The 26,970-nt window shown below is 63.4% G+C and carries 28 protein-coding genes; 13 read left to right on the forward strand and 15 right to left on the reverse strand.

Translation table 11 applies throughout. The annotated features are described in order from the left end of the window. Position 1 precedes the first annotated feature (1 nt). Positions 2-1,057, reverse strand: a complete 1,056-nt coding sequence (locus ACFR99_RS07000) for an aldo/keto reductase (RefSeq protein WP_390285719.1) — start codon at positions 1,055-1,057, stop codon at positions 2-4. A 185-nt stretch (positions 1,058-1,242) separates the two neighbouring features. On the opposite strand from ACFR99_RS07000, the gene ACFR99_RS07005 reads away from it, so the two are divergent. The 3 genes from ACFR99_RS07005 (at position 1,243) to ACFR99_RS07015 (ending at position 2,941) form a co-directional block, all read left to right on the forward strand. Continuing rightward, positions 1,243-1,458 carry a hypothetical protein gene (locus tag ACFR99_RS07005; protein ID WP_390285721.1) on the forward strand — a complete coding sequence of 72 codons (216 nt, stop codon included), beginning with the start codon at positions 1,243-1,245 and terminating at the stop codon, positions 1,456-1,458. A gap of 182 nt (positions 1,459-1,640) precedes the next feature. Continuing rightward, a complete protein-coding gene (locus ACFR99_RS07010) occupies positions 1,641-2,540 on the forward strand; it encodes an acyltransferase (RefSeq protein WP_390285723.1) in 900 nt (299 codons plus the stop codon). A 74-nt stretch (positions 2,541-2,614) separates the two neighbouring features. Then, positions 2,615-2,941: a DUF7577 domain-containing protein gene (locus ACFR99_RS07015; protein ID WP_390285725.1), complete on the forward strand. Its 327-nt coding sequence runs from the start codon at positions 2,615-2,617 to the stop codon at positions 2,939-2,941. Positions 2,942-3,061: 120 nt separating this feature from the next. Here the strand turns inward: ACFR99_RS07015 and ACFR99_RS07020 are convergent, their stop codons facing one another. Then, complete coding sequence (locus ACFR99_RS07020) at positions 3,062-3,814, reverse strand: hypothetical protein (protein WP_390285727.1); 753 nt, start codon at positions 3,812-3,814, stop codon at positions 3,062-3,064. Positions 3,815-4,305: 491 nt separating this feature from the next. Here ACFR99_RS07020 and thsB point away from each other — a divergent pair, with 491 nt between their 5' ends. Then, positions 4,306-5,958: a thermosome subunit beta gene (gene thsB, locus ACFR99_RS07025; protein WP_390286391.1), complete on the forward strand. Its 1,653-nt coding sequence runs from the start codon at positions 4,306-4,308 to the stop codon at positions 5,956-5,958. Between the two features lie 201 nt (positions 5,959-6,159). On the opposite strand, the gene lrp is transcribed toward thsB, so the two are convergent. Then, positions 6,160-6,624, reverse strand: coding sequence for an HTH-type transcriptional regulator Lrp (gene lrp / locus ACFR99_RS07030; RefSeq protein WP_390285729.1), 465 nt, complete (start codon positions 6,622-6,624; stop codon positions 6,160-6,162). A 126-nt stretch (positions 6,625-6,750) separates the two neighbouring features. Between lrp and glnA the strand changes: the two genes are divergently transcribed. Further along, complete coding sequence (gene glnA / locus ACFR99_RS07035; protein ID WP_390285731.1) at positions 6,751-8,106, forward strand: type I glutamate--ammonia ligase; 1,356 nt, start codon at positions 6,751-6,753, stop codon at positions 8,104-8,106. Between the two features lie 42 nt (positions 8,107-8,148). Here the strand turns inward: glnA and ACFR99_RS07040 are convergent, their stop codons facing one another. Continuing rightward, a complete protein-coding gene (locus ACFR99_RS07040) occupies positions 8,149-8,793 on the reverse strand; it encodes a metallophosphoesterase family protein (protein ID WP_390285732.1) in 645 nt (214 codons plus the stop codon). A 126-nt stretch (positions 8,794-8,919) separates the two neighbouring features. Between ACFR99_RS07040 and ACFR99_RS07045 the strand changes: the two genes are divergently transcribed. Continuing rightward, on the forward strand, positions 8,920-9,186 hold the full coding sequence (locus ACFR99_RS07045; protein ID WP_390285734.1) for a hypothetical protein: 267 nt from the start codon (positions 8,920-8,922) through the stop codon (positions 9,184-9,186). A 60-nt stretch (positions 9,187-9,246) separates the two neighbouring features. Here the strand turns inward: ACFR99_RS07045 and ACFR99_RS07050 are convergent, their stop codons facing one another. Beyond that, positions 9,247-10,062: a helix-hairpin-helix domain-containing protein gene (locus ACFR99_RS07050; RefSeq protein WP_390285736.1), complete on the reverse strand. Its 816-nt coding sequence runs from the start codon at positions 10,060-10,062 to the stop codon at positions 9,247-9,249. A gap of 227 nt (positions 10,063-10,289) precedes the next feature. Between ACFR99_RS07050 and ACFR99_RS07055 the strand changes: the two genes are divergently transcribed. Beyond that, positions 10,290-10,808: a gamma carbonic anhydrase family protein gene (locus tag ACFR99_RS07055; RefSeq protein ID WP_390285738.1), complete on the forward strand. Its 519-nt coding sequence runs from the start codon at positions 10,290-10,292 to the stop codon at positions 10,806-10,808. Between the two features lie 87 nt (positions 10,809-10,895). Here ACFR99_RS07055 and ACFR99_RS07060 read toward each other — a convergent pair whose 3' ends face one another. From ACFR99_RS07060 to ACFR99_RS07070, 3 genes are all read right to left on the reverse strand, one after another. After that, positions 10,896-11,399 (reverse strand): hypothetical protein, encoded by a 504-nt coding sequence (locus tag ACFR99_RS07060; RefSeq protein ID WP_390285740.1) that lies wholly within the window; start codon positions 11,397-11,399, stop codon positions 10,896-10,898. 77 nt (positions 11,400-11,476) lie between these two features. Beyond that, positions 11,477-12,604, reverse strand: a complete 1,128-nt coding sequence (pdhA, locus tag ACFR99_RS07065; RefSeq protein ID WP_390285742.1) for a pyruvate dehydrogenase (acetyl-transferring) E1 component subunit alpha — start codon at positions 12,602-12,604, stop codon at positions 11,477-11,479. Positions 12,605-12,815: 211 nt separating this feature from the next. Next, complete coding sequence (locus tag ACFR99_RS07070) at positions 12,816-13,037, reverse strand: hypothetical protein (RefSeq protein ID WP_390285744.1); 222 nt, start codon at positions 13,035-13,037, stop codon at positions 12,816-12,818. Between the two features lie 500 nt (positions 13,038-13,537). On the opposite strand from ACFR99_RS07070, the gene ACFR99_RS07075 reads away from it, so the two are divergent. Next, positions 13,538-14,353 carry a TrmB family transcriptional regulator gene (locus tag ACFR99_RS07075; RefSeq protein ID WP_390285746.1) on the forward strand — a complete coding sequence of 272 codons (816 nt, stop codon included), beginning with the start codon at positions 13,538-13,540 and terminating at the stop codon, positions 14,351-14,353. Between the two features lie 62 nt (positions 14,354-14,415). Here the strand turns inward: ACFR99_RS07075 and ygfZ are convergent, their stop codons facing one another. Continuing rightward, positions 14,416-15,507, reverse strand: coding sequence for a CAF17-like 4Fe-4S cluster assembly/insertion protein YgfZ (ygfZ, locus tag ACFR99_RS07080; RefSeq protein ID WP_390285748.1), 1,092 nt, complete (start codon positions 15,505-15,507; stop codon positions 14,416-14,418). 39 nt (positions 15,508-15,546) lie between these two features. Continuing rightward, on the reverse strand, positions 15,547-15,843 hold the full coding sequence (locus ACFR99_RS07085; protein ID WP_390285750.1) for a DUF6432 family protein: 297 nt from the start codon (positions 15,841-15,843) through the stop codon (positions 15,547-15,549). 200 nt (positions 15,844-16,043) lie between these two features. Between ACFR99_RS07085 and ACFR99_RS07090 the strand changes: the two genes are divergently transcribed. From ACFR99_RS07090 to ACFR99_RS07100, 3 genes are all read left to right on the forward strand, one after another. Beyond that, a complete protein-coding gene (locus ACFR99_RS07090) occupies positions 16,044-17,084 on the forward strand; it encodes a DUF7093 family protein (protein ID WP_390285752.1) in 1,041 nt (346 codons plus the stop codon). 163 nt (positions 17,085-17,247) lie between these two features. Continuing rightward, positions 17,248-17,631, forward strand: coding sequence for a DUF5611 family protein (locus tag ACFR99_RS07095; RefSeq protein ID WP_390285754.1), 384 nt, complete (start codon positions 17,248-17,250; stop codon positions 17,629-17,631). Positions 17,632-17,987: 356 nt separating this feature from the next. Beyond that, entirely contained in the window at positions 17,988-18,176 is a 189-nt protein-coding gene (locus ACFR99_RS07100) for a hypothetical protein (RefSeq protein WP_390285756.1), read from the forward strand. 41 nt (positions 18,177-18,217) lie between these two features. Here ACFR99_RS07100 and ACFR99_RS07105 read toward each other — a convergent pair whose 3' ends face one another. The 5 genes from ACFR99_RS07105 to ACFR99_RS07125 all read right to left on the reverse strand — a co-directional run bounded on the left by ACFR99_RS07105 (position 18,218) and on the right by ACFR99_RS07125 (position 25,424). Continuing rightward, a complete protein-coding gene (locus tag ACFR99_RS07105) occupies positions 18,218-19,699 on the reverse strand; it encodes a heme-binding protein (protein ID WP_390285758.1) in 1,482 nt (493 codons plus the stop codon). A gap of 221 nt (positions 19,700-19,920) precedes the next feature. Continuing rightward, entirely contained in the window at positions 19,921-21,762 is a 1,842-nt protein-coding gene (locus ACFR99_RS07110; protein WP_390285760.1) for a site-2 protease family protein, read from the reverse strand. 103 nt (positions 21,763-21,865) lie between these two features. Further along, on the reverse strand, positions 21,866-23,566 hold the full coding sequence (gene lysS / locus ACFR99_RS07115; protein WP_390285762.1) for a lysine--tRNA ligase: 1,701 nt from the start codon (positions 23,564-23,566) through the stop codon (positions 21,866-21,868). Beyond that, positions 23,563-24,288 carry a UMP kinase gene (gene pyrH / locus ACFR99_RS07120; RefSeq protein ID WP_390285764.1) on the reverse strand — a complete coding sequence of 242 codons (726 nt, stop codon included), beginning with the start codon at positions 24,286-24,288 and terminating at the stop codon, positions 23,563-23,565. Before pyrH ends, lysS begins: the two co-directional genes overlap by 4 nt. A 119-nt stretch (positions 24,289-24,407) precedes the next feature. Beyond that, the gene (locus ACFR99_RS07125; RefSeq protein WP_390285766.1) at positions 24,408-25,424 is read right to left on the reverse strand and encodes a CapA family protein; all 1,017 of its coding nucleotides are present in this window, start codon (positions 25,422-25,424) and stop codon (positions 24,408-24,410) included. Between the two features lie 104 nt (positions 25,425-25,528). Here ACFR99_RS07125 and ACFR99_RS07130 point away from each other — a divergent pair, with 104 nt between their 5' ends. Both ACFR99_RS07130 and ACFR99_RS07135 read left to right on the forward strand, forming a co-directional pair. After that, the gene (locus tag ACFR99_RS07130; protein WP_390285768.1) at positions 25,529-26,386 is read left to right on the forward strand and encodes a molybdopterin synthase; all 858 of its coding nucleotides are present in this window, start codon (positions 25,529-25,531) and stop codon (positions 26,384-26,386) included. A 256-nt stretch (positions 26,387-26,642) separates the two neighbouring features. Further along, positions 26,643-26,885, forward strand: a complete 243-nt coding sequence (locus ACFR99_RS07135; RefSeq protein WP_008010849.1) for a DUF7123 family protein — start codon at positions 26,643-26,645, stop codon at positions 26,883-26,885. Positions 26,886-26,970: the final 85 nt, after the last annotated feature.

A 26,970-nucleotide genomic window follows, 5' to 3' on the forward strand; every position in this document is an offset into this window, starting at 1 on the left:
ATCAGTCAGCCGCGAGCTTGTCCAGCCCGGCGGACTCGATGTCTTCGCCGTCGACCGACGAGCGCAGCGCGTCCATGCCGTCGTCGCGGTCGATGCCGAAGTCGTTTTCGTAGAGGTCGTCGACGCGGGCCAGTTCCTCCGCGGAGAGTTTGGGCACGTCGCTCGCGGCCGCCCACTCGTCGATGTCCGCTTTCGTGCGGAACGTCGGGGTCACAGTCGCGACGGGGTCGTGGGAGAGCAGCCACGCGATCGAGGCCTGCCCCATCGTGCGCTCGCCGTCACGCTCGAGGAAGCGCAGTTTTTCGAGTTTCTCCCAGCCGGTCTCGTACCACTCGTCGGGGCGGAAACCGCGGTGGTCGCCCTCGCCGAGTTCGGTCTCGGGAGTGACCTGCTCGTTGAGGATGCCCGAGGAGTGGGGAACCCGCGGGATCAAGCTGGTCGACGACCCCGTGCGCTCGATCGTCTCGAGGAAGTGGTTGCCGACCTCCTGTTCCAGGACGTTCCAGACCAGCTGGACCGAGTCGAACTCCTCTTCGATCGCCAGGTCGCCTTCCGCGAGCCAGCCGATCGAGGGGCCCAGCGCGAGCCCGACGGCGTCGATTTTGCCTTCCTCCTCGAGTTCGTCGAGCAACTCGAGGACGTCGGGGGTAATCTCGTCGACGTCGGCGTTGTGCAACTGCAGGACGTCGACGGCGTCCATCTCGAGGCGCTCGAGACTCTTCTCGACGGCGTCCCGGAGGTAGTCGGAGTCCATCTCCTTGGGGAGTTCGCCGTGGCCGGCCTGCGGATTGTTGTAGAAGTCGTAGCCGACCTTGGTGGCGATGGTGACCTCGTCGCGGACCTCGGACAGCGCCTGTCCGACCAGTTCCTCGCTGCGACCGTGGCCGTAGACGTCGCCCGTGTCGAAGTAGGTGATGCCCTGCTCGACGGCGTACTGGAGCATCTCGATGGCGTCCTCTTCGGAGCGGTCGCCCCACCAGTCGGTACCGACGGTCCACGCGCCGAAGCCGACTTCGCTGACCTCGACTCCGGACTCGCCGAGTTCGCTGTAGTGCATAGCCGCCCATTCGAAGCGGGGGAACTTAGGGTGAACGGAACGCTCGAGTTCCGGGCCGAACGGGTTCGGTCGCGCGTGCCGTGATACGGTCTGCTGTCCCGCTGTCCCGGCGGGTGCGCCGGCACCCACTGACAGGAGTCCGTATGAGCCGAATCGCTCTTGGGTGTCGACTGACACGTATCCGTATGCCCAGTTCTCGCCGCAACTCGCGCAATCCGGGGTGGCTCTTGCTTGCCGTCTTCGTCGTCAGCCTGTCGCTTGCCGTCCTCGCCGCGAGCTATCTCGAGATTCCCAGGGACCGCGTCACGATCGGCGCGGTCATCGTGGGGTCACTGCTGGTCGTCGGCGCGCTCGCGTTGCCCGCGTTGCTCTTTGCCGGGTGGCAGTCCGATCGGGAGTGATACGGACTCCTGTCAGTGGGTACCGTTGCAGCCACAGGACGGTCGCGGTTGCATCGGTAAACAGCTACAGCAGACCTATGAGTCTCTGGCGGAATCTGCCCGGTAACACGCACGTCAGTTGGTCCGGCAACCCCGGACGCACAACCGAACCCCTATGAACTCGGCGGGCAATACGTCGGGGTATGACAAAGCGGTACGTGTCGCTCCCCGAGGAGGCAGAAACGGGGATGCGCGAGTTCATCGACGAGGTCGATCGACGGCTTGCGAGCGACGAGGACACCTGCTCGGTCGTCGAAGACGTCCTGATCGACCTCTCGGGCGACCGCGAGGCCTACGAGCGCTGGCAGCGTGGCGAGTCGGTTCCACCGGCCGAACGAATCCGCCTGCAGAGCTACGATCCCTGTAACACCACCCTCGAGAGCGAGTACTACGCCGAGAAAGACGAAGAGGAGTTCCGCCGGTCCAAACACCTCCAGTGGCTCTGGCGGCAGTTCGACAGTCTGCCGATAGCGGACAACGTCGAGTTCGCGCTCCGGTTCCGGCGGATGCTCGCGGATCACCTCTTCGAGGAGTGTGGCGACAACTGCCGCTTTTTCAAGGGCATTACGTTCACCTACGGCCACAACATCACGATCGGCGATAACGTCGTCGTCCACGACGACGTCCACTTAGACGACCGCGGGAAGCTGACGATCGGCGATCGCGTGTCGATCTCCGACGGCGTCCACATCTACAGTCACGACCACGACGTCGTCGACCAGACCGAGGTACGCAACTACCACACGATCGTCGAGGACGACGTCCGACTCACCTACGACTCGATGGTCCGCGCCGGCTGTAAGGTCGGTGAAAACGCCATCGTCGGCGCACGCGGCATCGTCCAGAACGACATCCCTGCCCACCACATCGCTATCGGGATGCCCGCGAAAAGCGTCAAGGTCAAACCCGGCTGGGAGGACGTCGCCATCCCCGTCGACGAGGCCGGCGTCAACCGGCAGGACGAGCGCCACCTCGAGTACGACCTCCCCGACGACCTCGAGGTCTTCGACGAGTTCGGCCGTGACCTACAGCCGCCCCGATAGTTACTGCCGACCTGACTCTCGTCAACCCCGATAGCGGGGAATACCCAAGTGCCTCGAGAACGTACCGCATACTGATGGAGCTCTGGGGCTGGCTCATCGGCTACGTCGCGCTGTTCGCCCTGCTTCACCTGTTACTGTACTATCTGTACGTCCGGCGGGACGACGGCGAGAACGAGCGAACACCGTCGTTCGCCGATCCCAATCACACGAGCCTTCGCTCGTCGTCCAGCCCCGATCGCTATCCGCGTGCCACTGATGAGGTAGGTGACGTCGACCGGGACTACGACCACGATCGCGAGTTCGACGGGGAGACGATCCGCTGTCCCCACTGTGGCGCGCCTAACGAGGCCGATCAGGCGTTTACGTACTGCTGGCACTGCGTGTCGGGCTTACAGCGGTGACCGGCGTCGCTGACGCGACTGCCGAGAGCTGATACGGTCTGCTGTCCCGAGTCACCGGCGCGCCCGCGATCAGTCCTGCGGGTGCGCCGGAACTGACTGACAGTAGTCCGTATGACTCCCCTATTCCGCCAGCGCTGCCGCGAGTCGGTCGAGGTGATCGACGCCAACGACGGCGACGGCCGTCCCTGGTTCCGAGTGAACCTCCTCGAGTCGGTCGATCATACAGCGCTCGCGCGTGTCGTCTCTGTACGCCAGGGTGGTTCCGTCCGTATCGACACTGCCCAGCAGCGCCTGGACGCCGGCGACGTGGGCGCGCTCGTGGGCTGCCTGTCGATCCGGTGAATCCTCGTGATCGACATCGTATTCGACCGAATCACTGGGAATAACGGTCATCGACGTCGCGTGAGTCAGCGTCGCGGCGACTCGATACGTGAGTGCGTCCCGGGTCGCGTCGCCGACGCTCGAGAGGACGCGCCGCGCCGTCGCCGGTGAGACGCGGTCGGCAACCAGTTTCGTAACGAGCCGCCGGAAGAACGACCAGTTTGGGGCGTCGATGCCGACGGACGCGGCGTCGGGCGCGGCACGGATCGCCGCGCTCATCTCGCCGCCGAACCGCGGTGGTGTCGGATCGTCGGCATCACCCTTGCGCCCGTAGACGCGGTACAGCGGCATCGCAATGGGCGGCAACTCGAGTGCGATCGTCGCCGGTTCGATGCGTTTCAACACGCGTTCGACGCGTGCGATGCTTGCGGGATGGTCGTGGACGACGCCGACCAACACGAGATCGCCACTCGAGTCGGGGAGTCGGCGGCAAAACTGGGCGGTGATTCGTGGGTCGTCGAACGATTCGGCGAACGAGAGGGACTCGTCCATTGCTCGCGTAGTAATACGTGACTACCGGTATAACGCTTCCGTTACATTGACTCGGTTCCGAGTCATGATTGCGAAACTACGTACTACGTTACTCGAGTGTGGGGTGTTTCTATAGTAACAACTGAAACGATTTATGCACCGATCGCACAGCAGTCGTGCGATCGGGTGTGCATTGACTTTCAGTGGCTACTATAGATCGACGGTGGACTGTATCCGTCGTCACTGGACGTGAAGTCGCTGCGCTGACGGCTGTTCGTTCGTGGGGGCCACGGCTGGCGCTCCGGCCACGCTCCAATATAAAAACACCGTGTCATTGATCGATTGAGAACGCGTGACGAGCGGATTTCGACGACGAAATCCGTCGACACCGTCCCGCACTGCCACGATTTTTCTCGATCTCCGATCACATCGACGGTAATCGGGACGTGCGAAAATAGAGAAACATTTATATAGAATCACAATCAATCACTCGACCGACTATGAGTCAGCGAATGCAGCAGGGTCAGCCGATGATCGTAATGAGCGAGGACTCCCAGCGCGTCAAGGACAAGGACGCGCAGGATTACAACATCAGCGCCGCCCGTGCGGTCGCTGAAGCCGTCCGTTCGACACTCGGCCCGAAAGGGATGGACAAGATGCTCGTCGACTCCATGGGATCGGTGACGATCACCAACGACGGCGTCACCATCTTGAAGGAGATGGACATCGACAACCCGACGGCCGAGATGATCATCGAGGTCGCCGAAACGCAGGAAGACGAGGCCGGCGACGGCACCACGACGGCCGTCGCGATCGCCGGTGAACTCCTCAAGAACGCCGAGGACCTGCTCGAGCAGGACATCCACCCGACGGCGATCATCAAGGGCTTCCACCTCGCCAGCGAGCAGGCCCGCGAGGAAATCGACGACATCGCGACCGACATCGACACCAGCGACGAGGACCTCCTCCGCAAGACCGCCGAAACCTCGATGACCGGCAAGGGCACCGAGGTCAACAAGGAGTATCTCGCCGAACTCATCGTCGAGGCCGTCCGCCAGGTCACCGTCGAGAACGACGAGGGCGAGAACGTCGTCGACCTCGAGTTCCTCAACATCGAGACCCAGACCGGCAACAGCGCCGGCGAGTCCGACCTGCTCGAGGGCGGCATCGTCGACAAGGACCCGGTCCACGACAACATGCCCACGTCGGCCGAGGACGCCGACATCCTGCTGCTCAACGAGGCCATCGAGGTCGAGGAAACCGACATCGACACTGAGGTCTCCGTCACCGACCCCGACCAGCTCCAGCAGTTCCTCGACCGCGAGGAGAAACAGCTTCAGGAGAAAGTCGACACGATCGCCGACCTCGGCGCCGACGTCGTCTTCTGCCAGAAGGGTATCGACGACCTCGCCCAGCACTACCTCGCCAAGGAAGGCATCCTCGCAGTGCGCCGCGCCAAGAAGTCCGACCTCGAGTTCCTCAAGGAAGTCGTCAGCGCGAACATTGTCTCCGACCTCGAGAGCGCCGAGGAAGACGACCTCGGCTTCGGTGACGTCACCCGCGACGAGGAAGACGAGCTGTTCTACGTCGAGGGCGAGGACGCCCACGGCGTCACGCTCCTGCTGCGTGGCTCGACCGACCACGTCGTCGACGAACTCGAGCGTGGCGTCAACGACGCGCTTGACGTCGTCGCTCAGACCGTCTCCGACGGCCGCGTCCTCGCCGGCGGCGGCGCCATCGAGGTCGAACTCGCCTCGCGACTCCGTGACTACGCTGACTCGGTCTCCGGTCGCGAGCAGTTGGCTGTCGAAGCGTTCGCAGACTCGCTTGAGCTCGTCCCGCGCGTGCTCGCCGAGAACGCGGGCCTCGACAGCATCGACACGCTCGTCGACCTGCGTGCGGCCCACGACGACGGCGACGTCGAAGCGGGCCTGAACGTCTTCACGGGCGACGTTGAGGACACCTTCGAGTCCGGCGTCGTCGAACCGGCCCACGCCAAAGAGCAGGCCGTCACCTCTGCTGCCGAAGCGGCCAACCTCGTGCTCAAAATCGACGACATCATCTCCGCCGGCGACCTGTCGACGGACAAGGGCGACGACGAGGAAGGCGCGCCCGGTGCCGGCGGCATGGGCGGCATGGGCGGCGGCATGGGCGGCATGATGTAAAACTAAATTTTGCTCTGCGGGCCAGCGAAGCTGGCCCTCGGCAAAATTTAGTATAAAAGCACTCCTCCTTCCGTTCCGACCCGCTACGCGGGTCTCCACATCAGTCGTCGGCCCGCTCGCTCACCCTTCGGGTTCGCTCGCGGTGAACTGATTAACGACGCCGCTATTCGGCGATGGGTTCTGCTGAAAAGGACCGTCTGTTTATGCTTCCTCGTCGACCTCGAGTTCGAACTGTTCGTTCTCGCTCACGGCGTTCAACACGACGCTGGTGTTCGAGGCCTTGATATCGGGGTCAGTCAGTAGCTCTTTGATCTGGTCGTTCATGCCGTCGGTGTCTTCGAACTTGCCGATGGCGATCACGTCGTAGTCGCCAGTAACTTCGTAGACGCTGGTCATCTGGCGGTGGTCGCGCAGCGTGTCGGTGACGTCGGGTAAGGCGTTGCCTTCGACCTGCAGCTGGATGACGGCGGTCACGTCGTAGCCGGCCGCGTCGTAATCGACTCTGGGAGTATAGCCCTCGATGACGCCTTCGTCCTCGAGATCGGAGAGGTGATTCGAGACGGTCGTTACGGAGACGTCGAGTTCCTCGGCGAGGCTGCGCAGGCTGGCCCGGCCGTCGCCGAGAAGTGCATTCACTAGTTTTGCATCGAGATTTTCGTACGTCATCACATCGACCCACTCATTGAAGCCTTTAGAACTTTACGAATATGCAGTTTGGGGCCGGAGAGAGAAGATTTGCTCGGAACAGTAGTGTTTTAGTAAGCGGGTTACGAGAATACGACGACGAGAAAGATGACAAGCGGAAACCTCACAGAAACAGAACAGGCGGTGCTGGACGAGATCGAGGAGAAAGACGTTGACTTCCTCCGGCTACAGTTTACCGACATTCTCGGAACGGTCAAGAACGTCTCCGTGCCAGCCCGTCAGGCCGAGAAGGCCTTTGAAGAGGGGATCTATTTCGACGGTTCTTCTATCGAAGGCTTCGTGCGCATTCAGGAGTCGGACATGCGGCTCAAGCCCGACCCGGAGACCTTCGCGATTCTGCCGTGGCGCCAGAAGGAGGGCAGTGCTGCCGCCCGGATGATCTGTGACGTCTACGATACCTATACGGGCGAACCCTTCGAAGGAGACCCGCGTCGCGTCCTCAAGAACGCCCTCGACCGCGCCAACGAGATGGGCTATACGGTCAACGCCGCGCCCGAACCGGAGTTCTTCCTCTTCGAAGAGGACGAGGAGGGCCGCGCGACGACCAAGACCAACGACGCTGGCGGCTACTTCGACCTCGCGCCGAAAGACCTCGCAAGCGACGTTCGCCGCGACATCATCTACGGCCTCGAGAGCATGGGCTTCGAGGTCGAGGCCAGCCACCACGAGGTCGCCGAAGGCCAGCACGAAATCAACTTCACCTACGACGACGCCCTGACGACGGCCGACAACGTCGGCACCTTCCGCACGGTCGTCCGTGCGATCGCCGCCCAGCACGATCTGCACGCGACGTTCATGCCCAAGCCGATCCCACGAATCAACGGCTCGGGGATGCACACCCACATCTCGCTGTTCACCGAGGACGGCGAGAACGCCTTCCACGACGACGACGACGAGTTCAACCTGAGCGAGGAGGCTCACGCCTTCACCGCCGGCATCTTAGAACACGCACCGGCGATCACGGCGATCGCGAACCCGACCGTGAACAGCTACAAGCGACTGGTGCCGGGCTACGAGGCACCCGTCTACGTCGCCTGGTCCGACCGCAACCGCTCGGCGCTGATCCGCCGGCCCGCCGCACGCACCCCAGCGGCGTCGCGCATCGAACTGCGCTCCCCGGATCCGTCGTGTAACCCCTACCTCGCGCTCGCGGTCATGATCCACGCCGGTCTCGACGGCATCGAGCAGAACCTCGAGTGTCCCGACCCGGTCCGCGAGAACATCTACGACTTCGACGAGGAGAAACGCGAGGAGTACGGCATCGATACGCTACCGGCCAACCTCGGCGAAGCCGTCGACGCGCTCGAGGACGACGAAGCGATGTACAGCGCACTCGGCGATCACGTCGCCTCCAAGTTCGTCGAGGCCAAGCGCCAGGAGTTCGAGGAGTACCTCGTCGACGTCTCCGAGTGGGAACTCGACCGCTACCTCGAGACGTTCTAAAACGACCTCGCTGTCCATAGCGTCCGTTCTTTTGGGTTGCGTTCAGTCCGCGTCCGTAAACTCGTGGTTGTGGCCCTCGAGTGTCAGCGTCTCCGGCTCGAGCGTGTAGTAGCGCTCCCACGCAGGTTCGAGACTCACGACACGAGTCCCCGCGATTTCGGCCTCGCGGTGACGATGGTGGTGGCCGACGAGACAGATGTCGGGTGAGAGTGCCTCGAGTAGCCCATTGATATGCTCACAGCCGGGATCGTAGCCGTACGAGAGCAGGCCGGTCGGGGCCTCGTGGGTGAGGAAGACATCGACATCCTCGAGGTCGGCGGCTCGCTCGACGTCCTCGTGAGTGAAGTGACGGCGTCGTTCGCCGGTCAGTTCGTCTCGAGGAAGGTCGTACTTCGTTGGCGCGAAGTTCCCCGAGAGACCGGCTACGCGTAGGCCGTCGACCGTCGCCGCCGTGCTCGCCAGCAGGTGGACGTTCGTCGCTTCTGCGGGCGACTCGCCCGCACGCAGCGCGTCGATCACGTCGAAATCCTCGTTGTTCCCCGCGATAAACCACGTCGGCGCCGGCAGATCGTACCGCTCGAGGTCGCCGACCTGGAGGACGTGATCCGGCTCGAGGGTGTGGTAGCACTCGAGCAGCGTTTCACGCAGGTCGGGATCGGACGCGTGGGCGTCGCCGAGGACGAGCATACCCATTCTACGAGGACACACCGGATAGCATCACTGGCGAACCCTGCAGGGGAGCTATACTGCCGTTGCCTGTGACGAGCACATTCAAGGTCGACCCTTAGCCGTGTGAGCGTTCGACATTAGAGTATGGCTGACACGCCAGAAGTCAATGAAGTCGAAACGGAAGACGACTACGTTCACGTCCGGTTTCGCGATCCCGATCGGTACGACGAGATCCGAACGCCCGACTGGGCGGAACAGCCGGCGGAGTCGGTGTCGGAAGGAAGCGAGGTCCGGACCGGCAAGGTCGAGGACGACGACTGGGAGGTTACCAGCGTCCTGATCGACAAGCACGTCGGCGAGGACAAAGCGAAAGAACAGGCTCGCGAGATCGTCGACAAGATAGAATCGTAGGGAGACGGACGGATCGGTGACCCTTCGTTTCGGACCGTCGGCGCGAGAGGGACGACCCGCTCAGGCTTCGGCTTGATCGATCCACTCCTCGGCCTGACTCTCCGGGATGTCGGCGGCTTCGGCGACGGCCTCGGGGCCGGCGCGCGTGAGGTCGGCGATCGTCGCGATGCCGGCCTCCGAGAGCTGCTCGCGGACTTCCTCGTCGATTCCCTCGACGGATTCGAGGGTGTGCTCCGGATCGGTTTCGATCTTCGTGTGTGGTTCGTCGGTCCCCTGGACTGGGATCTCCTGAGTGACCGCTTCGGTCTGCTCCTCGAGTTGTTGCTGGAACCGTTCGATCTGTTCGGCCTGCCGTTCGAGCAGTTCCTCGACGTCACTGGTCTGGTTTTCGAGCAGGTCTTCGAGCTGATCCTGGAGCTCCTGGGTCCGCTCGAGCTGCTCGCGGAGTTGCCCGGAGAGCTCATCGACGTTCTGGACAGTCCGGTCCTCGACGGACTGTGTTATCTCGAGGAGCTGATCGGTCTGCTCGTCGAGGGCGTCGGCGAACTCCTCGGAGAGCTCGTTGGCGGAGTCGACGTCCCGCTCCAGTTCGCGCTCGAGTACATCGTAGAACTCTGCGTAGGTCGTTTTCAGCTGATCGAACGTTTCGTCGATGGTTCGGTGTACCTCGGAGGCGTCGTCGCTTGGCAGCACCGCTGCCGTCGCGTTGACGTAGCCGTGAGTCGCCGCCTGCGCGAGCTCGAGTTGCTGGCGCTGAAGCGACGCCTGGCCTTTGAGGCCGGTAAGCGCCATCGTATCGACGTTTCGCTGGGTAGCCATCCCTTGCTTGAGTAGCTGCTGGCTCTGTTTGACTGCGGTTCGCTGCGCATCGAACATAGCTCGAATGGGTGATTCTAACTGGCTCATGTGTTCGGGTAGTCGTCCGGCTCGACAGAATATAAATAACGGGCTTGCAAACCATTTGATGGTATTGAATGGTTGCAAAAGTCACAACAGCCGACCGGTCGTTCGTTCCGGTCGCGTCTGAGACGGCTCTCAATCGAGGGAGACTGTCACGAGTATCGTGATCCAGTATTATCACTGCATTCGTGGTTAGTGCATCTATGGTCGACAGGCGAACCTACGAGTTCGAGGGAGACCGACCGACGATCGACGAGACAGCGCAAGTAAGCCGGGAGGCGACGCTCGTCGGTGACGTCGAAATCGGGGCCGACGCGAGCGTCTGGCCCGGCGTCGTCCTCCGCGGTGACGTCGATCCCGTCCGCATCGGCCGGGGAACCCACGTTGGGGACAACGCGACGATTCACGCATCACACCTCGGGGATCAGGTCATGGTGGGCCACGGGGCGATCCTCAACGAAACGACCGTCGAGGACCGGGCACTGGTCGGGTTCAACGCGACGACCAATTCCGACGTCACGATCGGCAGCGGCAGCATCGTCGCCGCGGGGACCGTCGTCCCCGATAGTTACGATATTCCGCCGGAGTCGTTCGTCCGCGGCGTGCCGGCCGAGATCACGCCGCTCGAGAAAACGGGCATCGACGCCGAGGCGATCCTTGAAGAGTATTCGTCGGGCGAGTACACGAATCTGGCCCAGCGTCACGAGGAGCTGTTCGAGTGATCGGTCGCGTACGGACCGCTGTCAGCGGATCCATCGCAACCACAGCACGGTCGCGGTTGCGACGGGACGTAGTGACAGCAGCCCGTCTCAGGCTTGCTGGGTCGCCGAGCCGATCTCGAAGATCTCCCGGTAGAGGCTCTCGGCGAGACGATCGATGTTCTCCTCGGCTTCGCTGGCGTCCATCGTGTCGCCGATGCCCTGCCACTCGACGGATAGTCGGGTAATCGGAACCAGTGCGACCCCGCTGATGACGATGTCGCCGTCCGGCGTGTGGACCCGCCACGCGGTCCCCGTTCCGGTCGACGATCGGGTAACGTCGTCGATCTCGCCGCCGGCGGCGACCCACCGCTCGACGAGATCGTCAGTGAGTCGGCGGAGCTTCCGTTCACCGAGCACGTGAAGCGCAATCCCGCCACCCGCCAGCAGCGCGAACGCGACTGCTGCCATCGGCAGACCGCCGTAGGGGACGTTGATCGATGCCGCAAGGCCGGCCGTCACGACGATCAGGCCGAGTACCCGTACGTCAATCGCGCTCGGCACCGTGCCGCTCCAGGCCGCTGTCGTCTCCCGGGACGACTGCTCGAGTTGCATGTCGATTCCACCTCGACGTGACGATCGGGTAGCCGTTGGCCTGTCCCAGTGCGGACTTTATACGACTGATCCTCGACTTACTCGTCCTCGAGTAACGCGTCATCGCCGTGGGTCTCGCGTAACGCGTCGAGGTACTCCCGTTGGGCCTCGAGTCGTGGCGTCGGCTCCGCGTAAGTGTACTCGAACAGTTCGCTGGGATCCCCATCGACGCCCTCGGCGCGGTCGATCAGCGTCGCCAGCGTCTCCTCGATCTCGGACTCGATCGCGTCGATCCGGTCGTCGTCGAGGTGGCCCTCGTCTCGCAGGTACGTCTCGAATCGCTCGATCGGGTCCCGCTCGCGCCATCGTTGGACCTCCTCGTCGTCCCGGTAGACGCTGGGATCGTCCGCCGTCGTATGGGCACCGTAGCGGTACTGGACTGCCTCGATCAGCGTTGGGCGCAACCGGTCGCCGCCAGGCTCGAGGGCCTTCTCCCGGGCAGCGTTCGTCACGGCGTAGGTCGCGAGCGGGTCCATGCCGTCGACCTGGACGCCCGCGAAGCCGTATGCGTGGGCCTTCTGGGCGATGGTTGCGCTCGCGGTTTGCGCTTCGCGCGGGATCGAGATGGCCCACTGGTTGTTGTTGCAGATGAAGACAGTCGGCGTATCGAACACGCCCGCAAAATTCATCGCCTCGTGGAAGTCTCCCTCCGATGTCGACCCGTCGCCGAAGTGGGCGACGCCGACGCGTTCGTCGCCGTCTAGCTTTGCCGCCCACGACCAGCCCACTATATGTGGCAGGTGGCCAGCGATCGAGATATTCAGGGGAAAGACGTCGATCTCCGCTAGCGCCGCGTTGCCGTCCTCGTGGCCCATCCAGTACAGCAGGTACTCCCACGGCATCCCCCGTGCCGCAAGCGCACCGTGTTCTCGGTACTGAAAGGAGATGGTGTCGTCGTCCGCGAGCGCGTACGTCGAGCCGATCTGGGACCCTTCCTGGCCGGCCAGTGAAGAGTACGTACCCAGCCGGCCCTGACGCTGGAGACTGATCATCCGCTCGTCGAACCGCCTGGAAAACCGCATATCCCGGTACATCGACCGCAACATCTCCGGCTCGAGATCCGGCTCCAGTTCGGGGGCAACGACGGTCCCGTCAGCGTCGAGCACCTGAATCCGATCGTCCGGTGCCCGCTCGAGGAGGTCGTACTCGAGGGCGTCGCGTGACATGGCCGCACCGACGGGTTCGCGTCACATAACAGTAGCTCCGACTGCAGGCGTGTCGACACGCGTCGGAAACTGACGATCCTGTCTTCCCTGAGTGGTCGTTCACTCGATTAATCAAAACTCAACCCCCTTATGAAAATGTTACAGCTTTAATATGATGTGTCCCCCTTACCGTTCATAGATGTCTGCGCTAAGTGACACATTATTCGAGGTGTTAGCTAACGAACACCGACGGCGGATACTGTTCGCGCTCGTCGAGCTGCCGCCAAACGAACCGCCGATTTATCTCGATGCGCCGCCGGATGCTGCCGGTATGGATCCAGCGGTGACCATCGAACGACAGCACATCCATCTGCCCAAACTGGCTGACTACGGATTCATCGAGTGGCATCGGAATCTGAATGCCGTCGAACCAGGTCCGCGATTCGAAGAGCATAGACCCGTTCTGGAACTGCTCTCCGAGTATCGAGGGGAGTCTCCTGTAATATCACCCTGACCACGCATCTCGGCCCAGGTAGTTCTCTTCACTGACGTTTCAGATCGGCCGTCTCTAACTCACCAATGGCGATCGAACAGCACATTTGTTGCGACTGATACGATTCCGTCTCCGTCCGAACCTTCCATTCGAGTCGTCTCACGGGCCGTTGCCTTCCTCGTCGGTCTACAACTGACTCAGACACTATCGACGAGCAACGATTCAGCAATCGCCATCGTGATACGGCAGTTGACGAGTCCCGTCGTGGTTGGGCCAAACGAGACTCGCCACCTCCTCGTTTCGGGCGTACACCCAAGTAGCTTGTGTGACGATCTGAGTGAAACCTCTGCCGTCGGCGTAAAATTCCCTGATCCACTTCTGACAACATTTCGATACACGAATCCTTTTCCATCCGCACGACCTACTCTGCGTGTTCGGATCTCCGAATTCGTGGTTGGGCCATGACAGACAACGAAACTACACGAGAGGCGATTAGCCTGTTGCAGGACCTCGGGCTTCAGGAGTACGAAGCGCGCTGCTTTATGGCGTTGAACAAACTTCCCAGTGGAACCGCAAAGGAGATCCACGAGATCTCCGAGGTACCACGGACGAGGGTGTACGACGCGATTCGGGTCCTCGAGTCACAGGGGCTGGTCGAAGTTCGACACTCGAGCCCCCAGATGTATCGGGCCGTTAGCATCGACGAGGCGACCCAGACCCTGCGACAGAAGTACGACGACCGTATCGAGACGCTCGAGACCCATCTCAAGAATACGGACGTACAGGACGTCGAGGAGAACGACCACGTCCAGGAGGTCTGGTCGCTGACCGGCCACGACGCGATCGAGTCGCGGACGCTCGATCTCGTCAGGGAGGCGGAGTCCGAAATCGCACTCCTCGTCGTCGACGAGGATATCCTGTCCGAGGCGCTGTTCGATAGCTTGCAGACGGCGGTCGATCACGACCTGTCGATCGTGCTGGGTGGCCAGACGGAACGGATCACAGAGACGCTCGGGACGGAACTCTCCACGACCCGCGTGTTCGAGACCGGCCTCGACTGGCTCACCGGCACCGCAAGCGACGACGAAGTCGCGATCAGCCGGATTCTGCTCATCGACCGTGAGACGCTTCTCATCGGCTCGTACTATCCGAACACCCCCGATGACAGAGCAGAAGAGCAGGCGATCTTCGCCCGCGGTCTCGAGAACGGGATCGTTGTTTTGCTTCGCCGATTAGTGACCGCGGGGTTACCACAGATCAAAGATCCGGGTTCCTGATCGGCGTTTGCAGCCACAGCGAGTGGCCAGCGACCGCTGAACGAGCCGCAAGGTTCCCTGCGCTACTCGTAGTCGGGCAGCCGATCCGACTGATCCGACCCCTCGACGAACGGCAGTTCGGCGCGGCTCGCGGCCACCTCGTTACCATCGACCCGAACCGTCAGCGCGTCGCTTTCGAGCCCGTAGTCGACGACCGCGAGCGCGATGACGCCCTCGAGCAGCGGACTCTCGCCCGCGCGGGTGACCTCGCCGACCGACGCGTCGCCGTCGAAGACGGCCGCACCCGATTCGGGCACGGTCTCACCCTCGAGTGTCAGCCCGACGAGTCGGCGACTTGGCTGCCCGCGGTTCTCGACGCGGGAGACGACTTCCTGGCCGACGTAACAGCCCTTCTCGAAATCAAGGGCGGTTCGCAGGCCGAGAACGTTCGGGACCGTCCCTTCGAGTTCGGTGTGAAAGAGCGGCGAGCCAGCCTCGAGCGCGAGACTCTCGAAGGTTCGGTAGCCGAAGGGAGCGGCGTTGAGTCCCTGATTGAGGAGTGTGTCGTAGACGGCTTCGGCGTCATCGGCGGCGCAGATCACCTCGTAGCTTTCCTCACCGGTGAGCGCGTCGGTGCGGATGACGGACACGCCCTCGTCACCCATCGTGCCGCGGACGAACGAGTAGCGCCGCTCGGGCGAGCCGGCACCGTTGAGGACGCTGGCGATCTTCTCGGTGGCCTGCGGGCCGTGAATCCCGAAGACCGCATAGTCGTCGCTGGCAACCCGGATGTCGACGTCTTGGATGAACACCTTCTCGGACCACTCTTCGGCGAGCGGCTCGGCAGTCTCGGGCTGGGTAAACAGGAGGAGCCGCTCGCCCGCGTTGTAAATATAGAGTTCCACCTCGATCCCGCCCTGGGGATCGAGCACGAGCGCGTAACAGCCCTGTCCGTCCTCGTCGGGAACCCGGTTCGACACCACGTTGTCGACGTACTCGAGGCGGTCGTCGCCCTCGACGACGAGCACGCCATAGGCCAACTCGAGTAAGCCCACGCCGTTGCGGACCGCCTGATGCGTGCGCTCCGGTCGTCCGTAGTGGTCGACGATTCGCCGGCCGGCGCGCTCGCCGAACGTGGCTCCATGATCCGCGTGGATGGACTCGATGACGCTCATGAATACACTCTGGGCGCTGCGCGTATCAGGCGTTTCGATTCAAAAAGGCATCCGGTCGCGCAGCCACTCCCCGATCGACTGCTCGTCGTCCTCGTCGGCTGGATTGTCGGGGACGACGCGGTCGGCGGGCTTGATCACCGTCTCCGAGTTCGACTCGACGACGATCAGGTCGTCGGCTTTGAGCGTCGACAGCGCCTCCTCGAGTTCGTCGATGTCGACCTCGACGGCCGCCCGGAGTTCGAAGACGGTCATGCCGTCGTCAACGCGATCGACCAGGGCGTCGAGTACCGCCACCTCCGTTCCCTCCCGGTTCCGGTACTCCCGCTTTGCTCTCATCCATGTGCCTATTCGATGACCTGGGATTTGACGTTTGTCGTTCCGACGATGGGGCCATCGGGCCAAGACGGGGATCGAGCCACGACTCGACACCAGATCGTGGTGCTGGGGCGCGAACACAATTCAAGTTGAATGACTGTCACGGCCAAAAGACTGACATGCAGTACGTTTTTTATGGGCCGGGTCGGTACGATTGGACAATGGTCCTGCGATGTTCGCTGCTCGGGCACGACTTCGGCGACGCCGAGGTCGAACACGAGCGCGAAGAACGGGGCAGTGAGGTCGTCGTTACCGTCCAGGAGTTCGAAGAGTGTTCCCGCTGTGGCGAGCGCAACGTCATCAGCGAGAACACCGAGGTGACCAGCCTCGCCGCCGGGACGGGTGCCGACTCACTTCCCGATGATCACGACCCCGAGCCGACTGAACCGCCCCTCGAGTCAGTTGCCACCGACGAGAGTGCATCCGAGACGGACGCCGACTTCGGGGATGCCGACGAACCCAGCACCGGGACAGATGCCGAGTTCATCGATGCTGACGAACCGGATTTCGATTCGGACGCCGAGTTCATCGATGCTGATGAACCTGATTCCGGTTCGGACGCCGAATTCATCGACGACGCTCCCCCGGCCGCCGCTGAAAGCGAACGCGATCCAGCGGACGCTATGACAGCCTCCACAGAGACCGCCGATGCCGACGACGTCGACCTCCCGACCGACGAGAACGGCGACCCCGTCGTCGACGACGGCGAAATCCTCGAGGACGACGACGATCCCGCCCCCGAACGCGACCGCGAACACGGCGAGTGGCCCGACTCGAGCGATGTCGGGCCGCCGGTCGGTGCTGACTCCACCCCCGCGGCGTGGCCCGACGACGACGCCGAGGCGCCAGCCGACGACGCAGCATCCGACCCGACCCCGGTCGACGACGATGCGGTCGTGCTCGAAAACGACGTGCCACCAGGCTCCGCGGACGACGCCCGGTCGGTGACCGCGGCGCCACCGACCGACGCCACCGACGACGCTCCCGCCGACGCCCCGTCGGAGCCGGCTACTGGCATCGAGCGGGTCGACTCGGTTTCGACGCCGACCGAACGCGAGGGTGGTCCCACAGACAACGTACTGACCGAATTCTACTGTCCGCGGTGTGAGTACGTCGCCGCTGGCGACCGCAGCTCGCTGCGTGCCGGCGACATCTGCCCTGACTGTCGCAAAGGCTATCTCAGCGAGCGCGAGCGTCGGTAGCCGTCACCACCAGCTGCGCAGTGGTCGCTGGCCCACTCACAGTGCCGTTCGTCGATCCGTCGGCGAATCGCCCGTCGAGTATGTTTAGCAGTCCTAACCCATCAGCCACCCGAAACGTCGGCTATGAAAAGAGGTAAACGCTCCGCCGTGTTTCTCCCAATCCATGAAGGAGTACAAGATGCGCCGCGGTGAATATCTCGAGGAGCGAATTCCGGACATGGAGTCGACCGTCGAGGACTACTTCGGTCCGATCACGGGCACCCAGGAGTACAAGGGCAGCGACCTCTTCCTCATCGAGGAGCCTGACAACCCCGTCTTCGAGAAGATCGTCGTCGGTGCCGTCGAGTACTCCGGCAAGAAGGACAAACTCGGCGTCGAGTTCCACGAACGCGACCCCACCGAACTCGGCCCCGACGAACTCGAGGCTGCCGGCGACGCCGTCGACGCGAAAAACGACTTCCTGCTTGAGGCGACCGGCCGCGACGCCAAATCCCGCCGCGACTCGATGAAACGGAAAGTCGAAGACGACCCGGATCACGACTTCTAACAACCTTTTACACTGCGGTTTGTCGCGAGCGAGCGCGTAGTGCCTCGCTCGCGACGTCCCTCGGTAAAAGGTTGACCAAAAGCACTCCTCCCTCCGTTTCAGCCCCTTTGGGGCCTTCACATCGGTCGTCGGCCCGCTCGCTCACTGACTCACGGCCTTCGGCCGTTCGTCTTCCCGCGGCGCTACGCGCCGCACTTTCGTTCGCTCGCGGTCGGTATCGGGTAACTGCCTGCCCTCCCCCGGGTCACGGGCTCCTCGAAGTGCTCGGAGCCCGTTCCCGGCCACAGTCCGCTGTATTCGTTGTGGCCCCGATCACCTTCGTAACGGCTTTTATCGCCGCGTCGAACCCTCGAGTCATGGACCCACAGGCGTTTGTCGTTGCAACGCTCGTCGCCCACATTGGGCTCGCGATGTTCGTGACCGGCCACGCGCGCCTGAATGAGACCGAGGCCGGCAAGTGGCCGTTCGTGACGCTCGCGTTCGGGTTAGCCGGAGTCGCTGCTTACTTCTTCTACGACGAATCGTCGGACGCAGGCGAAATCTAAGGTCGAGTCTCGATCTCGAGCCGGCAAAAAAGTCCCCGTCTTCAGGCGAGGAAGACGTGTCGCGGCCGGTCGGCGAGGACGTCGCGACCGAACTCGACGGTCTCCGAGAAGGCCTCGCTGCGGAAGAACTCCATGGCGTCCTCGCGGGAGTCCCAGCGACTGGCGATGAACATGTCGTTTTCGTCCTCGCGGTTGACGAGCAGATCGGTCTTGCGGTGGCCGTCCATGTCCGCGAGCATGTCGGCGGCGTCATCGAACACACCGGTGAAGTCGCTGCGGTGCTCGGGCTTGACCGTGTAGAACATCCCCATCGTGCCCCACGAGTCGTCCTCGTCGTCGCCCGCTTGCCGGACGATTTCGGGGAGTTCCGCGAGGAAGCCAGCGGCCGTGTTCGCGGCGCGGTCGGTGTCCCAGAGGCTGACGACCGCGGTCTCCGCGTCGTCGTCTCGAGGCTCGTAGACGGCCGTCTTCACGTGCGTGTCGTAGTGGTCGAAGTTCTGGCGTAGTCCGTCGACCTCCTCGAATAGCTCGTCGGAATCAGCCTCCGAGTAGAGCACGACTGCGTGGACGTCTTCGCCGTGTGGCTGGCCCGCGTAGACGCCCTGCTCCTCGAGTTCGCTGCGAACGTCCTCGTCGTCGCCGTGTGGGCCGCCGGAGCCGCCGTGGTGGCCGCTCGATTCCGAGTCACCGTGATGGTGACCCTCGGTGTCGCCGCCCGCGTGGGGATGACCGCTCTCTTCCTGTGGCACTGGTTCGCCGGCGAGATACGCTCCCAGATCGGTGGGTTCCATCCGACGAGCCGAGAGGAACCGCCCGAACTCGGCGAAGCGTGAACTCGATGGATCGAAGCGCATCTCGTAGAGCAGTTCCTTGACGTCGGTCGGATCGTCGCCAAAGAGGGTAATGCCCCACTCGAAGTCGTCGAGGCCGATGCTGCCGGAGATGATCTGGGTAACGCGACCGGCGTAGTCCTTGCCGATCTCGCCGTGGTTCGAGAGGTAGTCGGCCCGCTCGTCGAAGGGCAGTTCGTACCAGTTGTGGTCGGGCCCGCGGCGCTTGCTCATCGGGTAGAAGCTGAGGAAGTCGCTGTCGGGTAGCTCGGGCTTGAGCCGGGACTCGATGTAGTTGGCGATCCCGGTGTCGGCGGTTTCACCCTCTTCGAAGTAGTCTTGGGACATGTAGCCCGACACTTCCGTCACTGAGAGGTAGGAGTCGGCCCGCTCGGTGAACTCGGCGAGAGCAGTGTGTTCGAACCGACGCTCGAGCGCGTCGATATCGGCGAGCGTCGGCCGCAGGTGCAAGACGAGCAGGTCGGCCTTGTGGCCCAGCACCGCGAACGTCGCAGACTGGCCCTCGTCGGCGTCGTCGACGCTTTCAGCGGACGTGAGGTAGTCGATACCCTCCTCGATCGCCCGTTCGCGCCGTCGCTCGGGTGCGTCTCGCCAGGCGTCCCAATCGATCGACCGGAAGTCGTGCAGGACGTACCAGCCCTCTTCGGTCTGTGGCGGTTGCCGTCGTTCCATAGACGCGGGTTAGGACGGCGACGCTAAGAAGGGCCGGGTTTCTCCCCAATATCGTGTGATGATGGCCCTGCATGTGACCGGTCGCGTTCATTGTGCGGTAGCTGACTCGTCGATCGAACAGTACCGACGGTCCTGGTTTCATACGGACTATTGGCAGTCAGTTCCGGTGCACCTGTGACCCGTTCTGCGGGTGCGCCGGTAACTCGGGACAGCAGACCGTCTCAGCCCGCGAGTAGTTGTGGGCCGAACAGCAACATGAGGAAGCTGATGAGCATCGTCACGCCGACCGTGGTCGTCACCACGCGGACCATGCCGCGGGTGGCGGTGATCGGGAGCCGAGAGACGATCGCTTCGGTGCTCGTCCGGAGGATGTGTCCCCCATCGAGCGGGAACGCCGGGACACAGTTGAAAAAGCCGAGCTGGACGTTGATCCAGCCGGTCCAGAACAACAGGTTCGCCAGCAGGAAGACACCCCCGTCGCCGAACACGCCGAGTGCACCCTGAATCTCGTAGAAGTTCTGGATCCCGCCGGTGAAGCCGGCGAAGTTGAAGGGGAGTACGCCACTGACACCGATGACCGGCAACAAAAGCGCCACTCCGATCTTGCCGAGGAAGGTGTCGGCAACCGGTCCAAATCGCGTCTCGCCGTCTCCCCCGAGCAGGCCGAGATACTCGCCTGCGGGATAGAGTTGGACGCCGATATCGCTCATCGAGACGCCAGACGTTCCCGGCTGGGGCTGAATGCCCAAGAAGCCGCTGTCGGCTCGCGGATGCTCGTCGAGCGTGACGGTGTGGCTCTCACGCTCGTCACCGAAATAGCCCTCGACGGTGACCTCCTGGCCGGACTCGGTGTCCTCGAGCAGGTCGGCGAGGTCCTCGTAGTTGTACACCCGTTCGCCGTCGAAGCTGGTGATGACGAACGTTTCGTCGGTCGGCCCGGTCTGGGCCTCGAGCGGTTCGTCGGCGACGACCGAGACCGCAGCGCCGATCGTCACCTCGCGTTCGACGCGCTCCTCACTGTTTTCGGGTTCGATCGTCAGCGTGACGCGCTCGTTGTCGCCGACAGCGTCGACGAAGCCGCGCTCGGTCGCGACCGACTGGCCGTCGACCGCGCGGATTTTGTCACCGGCGGCCAGTCCTGTCGGGCTGTCGTCGGTCGCCGCGGTCACGAGCAGTGCGCGATCGACTGTCACCGTCTCGTCGCCGTTGAGTTCGACGCTCACCTGGTCGCCGTCGGTGGCCTCGAGTCGGTTCGCGAAGTCGTCGTTGCCATCGACCGCAGTGCCGTTGATTGCCGTGATACGGTCATTGGGTCCGATTCCTGCGTCGGCGGCGGGAGAACTGTCCGCGACGCCGCCGACGGCAGCGCCGGGTGCGACGGCGATCGAGCCGGCGACGGGGCCAAAGAGGAGCGCGAAAGCAAGGAGCGTGATCGCGAAGTTGTTCGTGACGCCGGCGGCGAACATCCGGGTCTGGCCGCCGCGGGAGGCCGCCTTGCTGCTCTCCTGGTCGGGTTCGACGAACGCGCCGACGGGGAGGACGGCGAGCATCGCGATCCCCATCGATTCGATGTCGATGTCCTCGACGCGACAGAGCAGGCCGTGGCCGCCCTCGTGGACGACGAGCCCGACGAGTAGGCCGAAGACGATGCCGGGCGTGGCTGCCAGCGGGAGGAAGTCGTTGACGCCGGGAATAACGAGGACGTTTCGTGGCTGTCGAACTGCCGAGGACGACAGCTGTGGCGACGAGAGCGCGGCTATCGCGCCCTGAATGAGAAAGACGAACATGCTCACCATCACGACGATCGCGATGCCGACGCCGAGATTCGACCACGCACGCCAGAACCGTTTGGGCTGTGCGAGCCGGTCGAGCAGGGCACGGCCGCGTTTGGTGTGGAACGTGAGAATGGGTCCTTGCGTGCCGATGTAGTCGGGCAGATAACCGCCGTTTCTCAGGCCGAGGACCGCGATCCAGTAGAGAAGGAGACCGACCAGAACCCACGTCAGAACCTCCGATCCATAGATTGCGGGGGGTGAGACGACAGCGAGGGAACCGTGATCCATTACTAGTCGTTCGGGCCGGCAGTCTCAAATGGCTTTTGTCTATCCCATCGGTCAGCAGTCGGACTGGTGGACAGATCGATGGTGGTGCCGTCGTCAGACTGGCTCAGCGTTCGCGCCGGAGCCGATCGACGACGAATTCCCGGTCGACTTTTGCGAGGAACGGACCGAGCTTCGGCCCCTGGTCTTCGTCGAAGAACAGCCGGTAGCCAGCCCCGAAGAAGTCGCCGACGTCGACGTCGTGGCGTTTTGCGGTCTCGTAGATCTCGCCTTGAATCTCGTCGGGCTCGTGGCCCTCTTCGATGAAGTCGGCCAGTTCCGCGAGCGCGGCTTCGGTCTCCGCGTCGAAGTCGTGAGCCGGAATCTCGCTGCGCTTGAGCTCGTAATCGAACTCGTTGCCGGTCCGGCGCGCCCAGTTGCGGGCCTGTTCGACCCGCTTTAGGGCCCCCTCGACGGCCCATTCGGGCGCGTCGTCGGGGATGTGTCCCTCACGACGAGCGATCTCTTCGCGCAGGTCAGGGTCGTCGGTCATCCCGAGCACCGCGGCGAAGGTGTAGGGCAGCCGAATCCGCTCTTCTCGTGGCTCATCGACCACGAAGGGGTAGACACGCTCGGCGAAGGCCGCCTCGTCTTCGTCGGCCTCGACCTCGCCGAAGTAGATCGCCTCGAGCCGGTCGAACTCGTCGACCAGCTGATCTAAGCGTTCGATGCTGAAGTCCCGGGCCTTCGAGGGGTCCTTCGCGAAGAAATAGCGCAGGACTTCAGGCTCTAACAGTTCGAGGACGTCCGAGACGAGGATGACGTTGCCAGCTGACGAGGAGAAGGGCTCGCCCTCGAGGGTGAACCACTCGTAGACCATCGGCACCGGCGGCTCGATCTCGAGGACGTTGCGGGCGACGTCTTGGCCGCTGGGCCAGGAACCTTCGGCGTGGTCCTTGCCGAAGGGTTCGAAGTCGACACCGAGCAGTTGCCACTGGGCGGGCCATTCGAAACGCCATGGGAGTTTGCCCTCGCGCAGCGTGGCGGTGCCCTCGTGACCGCAGCCATCGATGGTCTGGTCGCCGGCGTCCATGTCGGTACAGCGGTAGTCGACGGTTCCGGCGTCGACGTCGACACTCGTGACCGTCTCCGTGACCTTGCCACACTCCTCGCAGATCGGATTAAAAGGAACGTAGTCCTCGTCGACCTTGTCCTGGTACTGCGAGAGGACCTCGCGGGCGCGATCCTGGTGCTCGAGGACGAAGCGGGTAACGTCCTCGAAGTCGCCGGACTCGTACAGTTCGGTGTTCGAGACCAGCTCGATCGGCACGTCGACGGTGTCGGCGCTGTCCTGAATGATCGTCGCGAAGTGGTCGCCGTAGGAGTCACAGCAGCCGAAGGGGTCCGGAATGTCGGTGTAGGGCGCACCGAGGTTCCGACCGAGGGCGCCGGCATCGACCTCGCCGAGATCGACAAGGTTCCCCTCCAAGTCACAGAGGGTCCGGGGCAGCCCCCGGAGGGGGTCGCGGTCGTCGGCGGTGAAGACCTGTCGGACTTCGTAACCGCGGTCGCGCAGCACCTCGGCGACGTAGTAGCCGCGCATGATCTCGTTGACGTTACCCAGATGGGGCACGCCCGAGGGCGAAATTCCGCCCTTGATCACGATCGGCTCCTCGGGATTCCGCTCCTCGACACGATCAGCAACGGTGTCGGCCCAGAAAGCATGCCGCGTCTCGCTTGCCTCCTCTCGCTGGAGGGTGTAGGGGCTGATCGCCTCCGAGTCCGGCGCGTCGCTCGTAGTCTCGTCCGCGTCGCCGTCGGTCGTCATTGCTCGTCGCTCGCCCAGTAGGTCGGTTCCGCGCCGGCGCCGTCGGGAAGGATGTCAGTGCCGCCGTGTTCCCCGTGGCGAACGGCGCGTGCGATCCGGTCGGGGTCGGTGCCGTCGAGGACGATCGTCCGCATTCCCGAGCGCTCGATGATCTTCGCCGCCAGCAGGTCGACCGGCGCGGAGGCTCCGGCGTTCATCTCTAAGCCGGCGATGACGTCGACGAGTTCGGTCGCGGAGAGTTCGTCGTATTTGATCGCATCCTCATCCTCGTTGGGATCGGCGCTGTAGACGCCAGGGACGCTCGTGGCATAGACGAGCAGGTCGGCGTCGATGTACTCCGCGAGGGCGGCCCCGACGGCGTCAGTCGTCTGGGCCGGTGCGACCCCGCCCATGACGCAGATGTCGTCGCGACGGAGCGCCTCGCTGGCCTCCTCGTAATCCAGCGCGGGCGCGGTCACGGATTCTTCGCTCAGCGCGGCGATGAGCAGCCGCGCGTTGAGCCGCGTGACGTCGATTCCCAACTGGTCGAGTTCGATCTCGTTCGCCCCGAGGTTCCGTGCAGCCGAGATGTACTCGCGAGCGACACCGCCACCCCCGACGACGGCACCGATCCGACAGCCCTCGTCGACGAGGTCTTCGATGACGGCCGCGTGCTCGGCCACCCGGTCCGCCCCGGGTTCGGGCACGAGGACGCTTCCGCCGATGGAGACGACCACTTTCATACTACCCCGGTGTAGCGGAGTTGCTATCTTAAGGGTTGCCAACTGCCCGGACGGCATGGTGACACACCCCTCGAGCGCTGACTCGAGTTCGACGACTCGCCCGACCAACCGGCGTCCGACTACGACTCGAGCGACAGGACGAGCGCGTCGCCGTCCCGATCGAATTCGGTCCCGAACGGGGCCGAGAGATTACGCATCCGCTCGCGAGCCCACTCGGCCGCCTCCGAACTCGCCTCGTCGACTGCACAGTCCTCTATCTCGGTCGGGTGCAACCGGAGCTCGAGCGGGTCGCCGTCGGGCGTCACCGAGAGGACGAACAGGAAACTCCGGTCGTTTCGCAACTCGGGGTCGACACGGTAGTCGTCGACGAAATCCCCGGCGTCGTAGATGATCGGCCGTCCCTCGTGGACCTCGATCGCCTGGAAGACGTGGGCGCTGTGGCCGTGCACGATGTCGACACCTTCCTCGATCAGCCAGCGGCCGAACGCCTGAAACGACTCGGGTGGCTCCGTGACCATGTTCGGCCCCCAGTGCAGCGAGGCGACCAGCAGGTCGGGGTTCGTCTCGCGTGCGCGCTCGAGAGTTTCCCGGACGCGCTCTCGCATCTCCGCGTCGTCGGCATCAATCTCGATCCAGCCCGTTCCGGGGGACTCCTCGTCGGCGGCGTACTCCGGCGTGTTGTCGGTCAACCCGATCACTGCGATTTCGAGGTCGTCGTCGCTCGTGTCGGTATCGCCGATCGTCCGAACCGCCGGCTCGAGCGCCTCGTCGATCGTCTCGCCGGCACCTGTACGCGCGATTCCGGCCTCGTCGAGTGCCTCGAGCGTGTCCCGCAGGGCCACCTCCTCGTAGTCGAGGATGTGGTTGTTCGCCAGCGTACAGACGTCGACACCGGCGTGCTCGAGTGCCGGAATCGCCCAGTCAGGATCGGCCCGGAAGTGAAACGGCCGGTAGGTGCGCTGCCACTGCTGGCCGCGCGTCGAGAGACAGCACTCGAGGTTGATCACCAGCCCGTCGAGGCCGCGCAGGCGCTCGAGGACGGTTCCCCACACTGCGTCGACGGAGCGGCGGCGCTGGCGGTCGTTGACGACTCGCCCGAGCATGACGTCGCCCGTGAAACCGAGTCGAAGGGGCATAGCCGTGGCTTCGGTGGCAGCGTGCAAAGGTTTCACACCTGGCCCGGGTCCTGTCTCTGCCAGCCGGCGATAGCTACAAACCCTGAGCCGACCATGTCTCGGATATGTACGTACTCGGTGTCCGGGACGCGGGAGCTGACCGCGACGCGCTCGAGGCGGTCGTCGATCGGATCGTCGATCGGCTCGCCGACCGCGGGCGGGTCGGCGTCGTCAGGTACGACGCGACGATCGCCGACGGAACCGACGCACGCGAATCGATCACCTTCGGTGAGGACATTACTACGGTCGGCGGCGACGTGACCTACGATCTCGGTGTCGACGGCGACTGGACCGCCTCGGGGACGGGGCTGTCCGTCGGCGATGCACTTGATCGCCTCGCGGCGGACTGTGACTACGCAGTCGTCGTCGGTGTCCCATCGCTGCAGTATCCGTCGGTCGTCGTCGGCTCGCCCGACACTGACGACGAGACGGACGAGAGAACGATCGCGACTGTCGACAGCCCCGGCGACCTCGAGCTCGCGACCCTCGTGACGGCCCTCGAGTCGGCTGAACCCCACGAGACGCTCGAGTCGCTGGTGGCACGTCTCAAACGGTCGCCACGAGCCGACCGCGCTGGCGCGATCGCGACTTTCACCGGTCGGGTCCGTGCAAAAGACAGCGACGACGACGCGCGGACCCAGTACCTCGAGTTCGAGAAGTACGAGGGCGTCGCCGACGAGCGGATGACTGCTCTCGAAACCGACCTCGAGACGCGAGACGGCGTTTTCGACGTCGAACTCTACCATCGAACCGGGATCGTCGAGGACGGCGAGGACATCGTCTTCGTGGTCGTGCTCGCCGGCCACCGCGAGGAGGCGTTCCGGACCGTCGAAGACGGGATCAATCGTCTGAAAGACGAAGTGCCGCTGTTCAAAAAGGAGGTCACCGTCGAGGACGAGTTCTGGGTCCACGAACGATCCTGACCGTTACATTCGTTTATCGAGACTGCTGAAATATCGAAACAATATCGAAAGGAGATAGTATCGGACTCGTGATCGTCGCAAGCGAGATAATATGTTAGCAGCTGTTTTAAAACGTCTCGAGCGATCTCGTCTGTTTATTAAAAGTTCTTTATCGAGGGCTGAAGCAGCTCTTACCCCCCGGATAACTGAACACAATCGAAACGTGGCTAATTATCCTTCCTTTATAACAGCTATCGGCCACAAGTAGTGAACGTCGATGAGCACGACTGCCCACCCCTCCACGGAAAGCAAGGAAAGCCGCCTGAAACGCTATCTGCGCGAACGTGCCGAAGACGACGGCGAGCTGTACTTCAAAGGCAAGTTCATCGCAGACGATGTCGGCATGTCTCCCAAAGAGATCGGCGCGCTGATGGCCAAGCTCTCCGGCTCCGTCTCCGATCTCGAGATCGAAAAGTGGTCGTACACGAGTGCGACGACGTGGCGCGTCGCACCCGCCTAACACGCTTTGACCGCCGAGATCGGATCGTTTGACTGACCGTCCCCGCTCGTTCTCCATTTCTCTCGGTGTGAGTCATGCGACCCGT

The organism is Haloarchaeobius amylolyticus (genome assembly GCF_042678045.1).
In the GTDB taxonomy this organism is placed as follows: Archaea; Halobacteriota; Halobacteria; order Halobacteriales; family Natrialbaceae; genus Natrinema; species Natrinema amylolyticus_A.

Excerpts from the sequence above, each read along its gene's own strand:
- lrp (WP_390285729.1), bottom strand. The coding sequence starts at position 6,624 with ATGACGTACGAAAATCTCGATGCAAAACTAGTGAATGCACTTCTCGGC.
- thsB (WP_390286391.1), top strand. The coding sequence starts at position 4,306 with ATGCAGCAGGGTCAGCCGATGATCGTAATGAGCGAGGACTCCCAGCGC.
- lysS (WP_390285762.1), bottom strand. The coding sequence starts at position 23,566 with ATGACGACCGACGGCGACGCGGACGAGACTACGAGCGACGCGCCGGAC.
- ygfZ (WP_390285748.1), bottom strand. The coding sequence starts at position 15,507 with ATGAGCGTCATCGAGTCCATCCACGCGGATCATGGAGCCACGTTCGGC.
- ACFR99_RS07010 (WP_390285723.1), top strand. The coding sequence starts at position 1,641 with ATGACAAAGCGGTACGTGTCGCTCCCCGAGGAGGCAGAAACGGGGATG.
- ACFR99_RS07050 (WP_390285736.1), bottom strand. The coding sequence starts at position 10,062 with ATGTTCGATGCGCAGCGAACCGCAGTCAAACAGAGCCAGCAGCTACTC.
- ACFR99_RS07070 (WP_390285744.1), bottom strand. The coding sequence starts at position 13,037 with ATGCTCTTCGAATCGCGGACCTGGTTCGACGGCATTCAGATTCCGATG.
- ACFR99_RS07135 (WP_008010849.1), top strand. The coding sequence starts at position 26,643 with ATGAGCACGACTGCCCACCCCTCCACGGAAAGCAAGGAAAGCCGCCTG.
- ACFR99_RS07110 (WP_390285760.1), bottom strand. The coding sequence starts at position 21,762 with ATGGATCACGGTTCCCTCGCTGTCGTCTCACCCCCCGCAATCTATGGA.
- ACFR99_RS07095 (WP_390285754.1), top strand. The coding sequence starts at position 17,248 with ATGAAGGAGTACAAGATGCGCCGCGGTGAATATCTCGAGGAGCGAATT.
- pdhA (WP_390285742.1), bottom strand. The coding sequence starts at position 12,604 with ATGTCACGCGACGCCCTCGAGTACGACCTCCTCGAGCGGGCACCGGAC.
- ACFR99_RS07060 (WP_390285740.1), bottom strand. The coding sequence starts at position 11,399 with ATGCAACTCGAGCAGTCGTCCCGGGAGACGACAGCGGCCTGGAGCGGC.
- ACFR99_RS07130 (WP_390285768.1), top strand. The coding sequence starts at position 25,529 with ATGTACGTACTCGGTGTCCGGGACGCGGGAGCTGACCGCGACGCGCTC.
- ACFR99_RS07100 (WP_390285756.1), top strand. The coding sequence starts at position 17,988 with ATGGACCCACAGGCGTTTGTCGTTGCAACGCTCGTCGCCCACATTGGG.
- ACFR99_RS07090 (WP_390285752.1), top strand. The coding sequence starts at position 16,044 with ATGGTCCTGCGATGTTCGCTGCTCGGGCACGACTTCGGCGACGCCGAG.
- ACFR99_RS07075 (WP_390285746.1), top strand. The coding sequence starts at position 13,538 with ATGACAGACAACGAAACTACACGAGAGGCGATTAGCCTGTTGCAGGAC.
- ACFR99_RS07040 (WP_390285732.1), bottom strand. The coding sequence starts at position 8,793 with ATGCTCGTCCTCGGCGACGCCCACGCGTCCGATCCCGACCTGCGTGAA.
- ACFR99_RS07055 (WP_390285738.1), top strand. The coding sequence starts at position 10,290 with ATGGTCGACAGGCGAACCTACGAGTTCGAGGGAGACCGACCGACGATC.
- ACFR99_RS07015 (WP_390285725.1), top strand. The coding sequence starts at position 2,615 with ATGGAGCTCTGGGGCTGGCTCATCGGCTACGTCGCGCTGTTCGCCCTG.
- ACFR99_RS07125 (WP_390285766.1), bottom strand. The coding sequence starts at position 25,424 with ATGCCCCTTCGACTCGGTTTCACGGGCGACGTCATGCTCGGGCGAGTC.
- ACFR99_RS07000 (WP_390285719.1), bottom strand. The coding sequence starts at position 1,057 with ATGCACTACAGCGAACTCGGCGAGTCCGGAGTCGAGGTCAGCGAAGTC.
- ACFR99_RS07045 (WP_390285734.1), top strand. The coding sequence starts at position 8,920 with ATGGCTGACACGCCAGAAGTCAATGAAGTCGAAACGGAAGACGACTAC.
- glnA (WP_390285731.1), top strand. The coding sequence starts at position 6,751 with ATGACAAGCGGAAACCTCACAGAAACAGAACAGGCGGTGCTGGACGAG.
- ACFR99_RS07005 (WP_390285721.1), top strand. The coding sequence starts at position 1,243 with ATGCCCAGTTCTCGCCGCAACTCGCGCAATCCGGGGTGGCTCTTGCTT.
- pyrH (WP_390285764.1), bottom strand. The coding sequence starts at position 24,288 with ATGAAAGTGGTCGTCTCCATCGGCGGAAGCGTCCTCGTGCCCGAACCC.
- ACFR99_RS07085 (WP_390285750.1), bottom strand. The coding sequence starts at position 15,843 with ATGAGAGCAAAGCGGGAGTACCGGAACCGGGAGGGAACGGAGGTGGCG.
- ACFR99_RS07105 (WP_390285758.1), bottom strand. The coding sequence starts at position 19,699 with ATGGAACGACGGCAACCGCCACAGACCGAAGAGGGCTGGTACGTCCTG.
- ACFR99_RS07020 (WP_390285727.1), bottom strand. The coding sequence starts at position 3,814 with ATGGACGAGTCCCTCTCGTTCGCCGAATCGTTCGACGACCCACGAATC.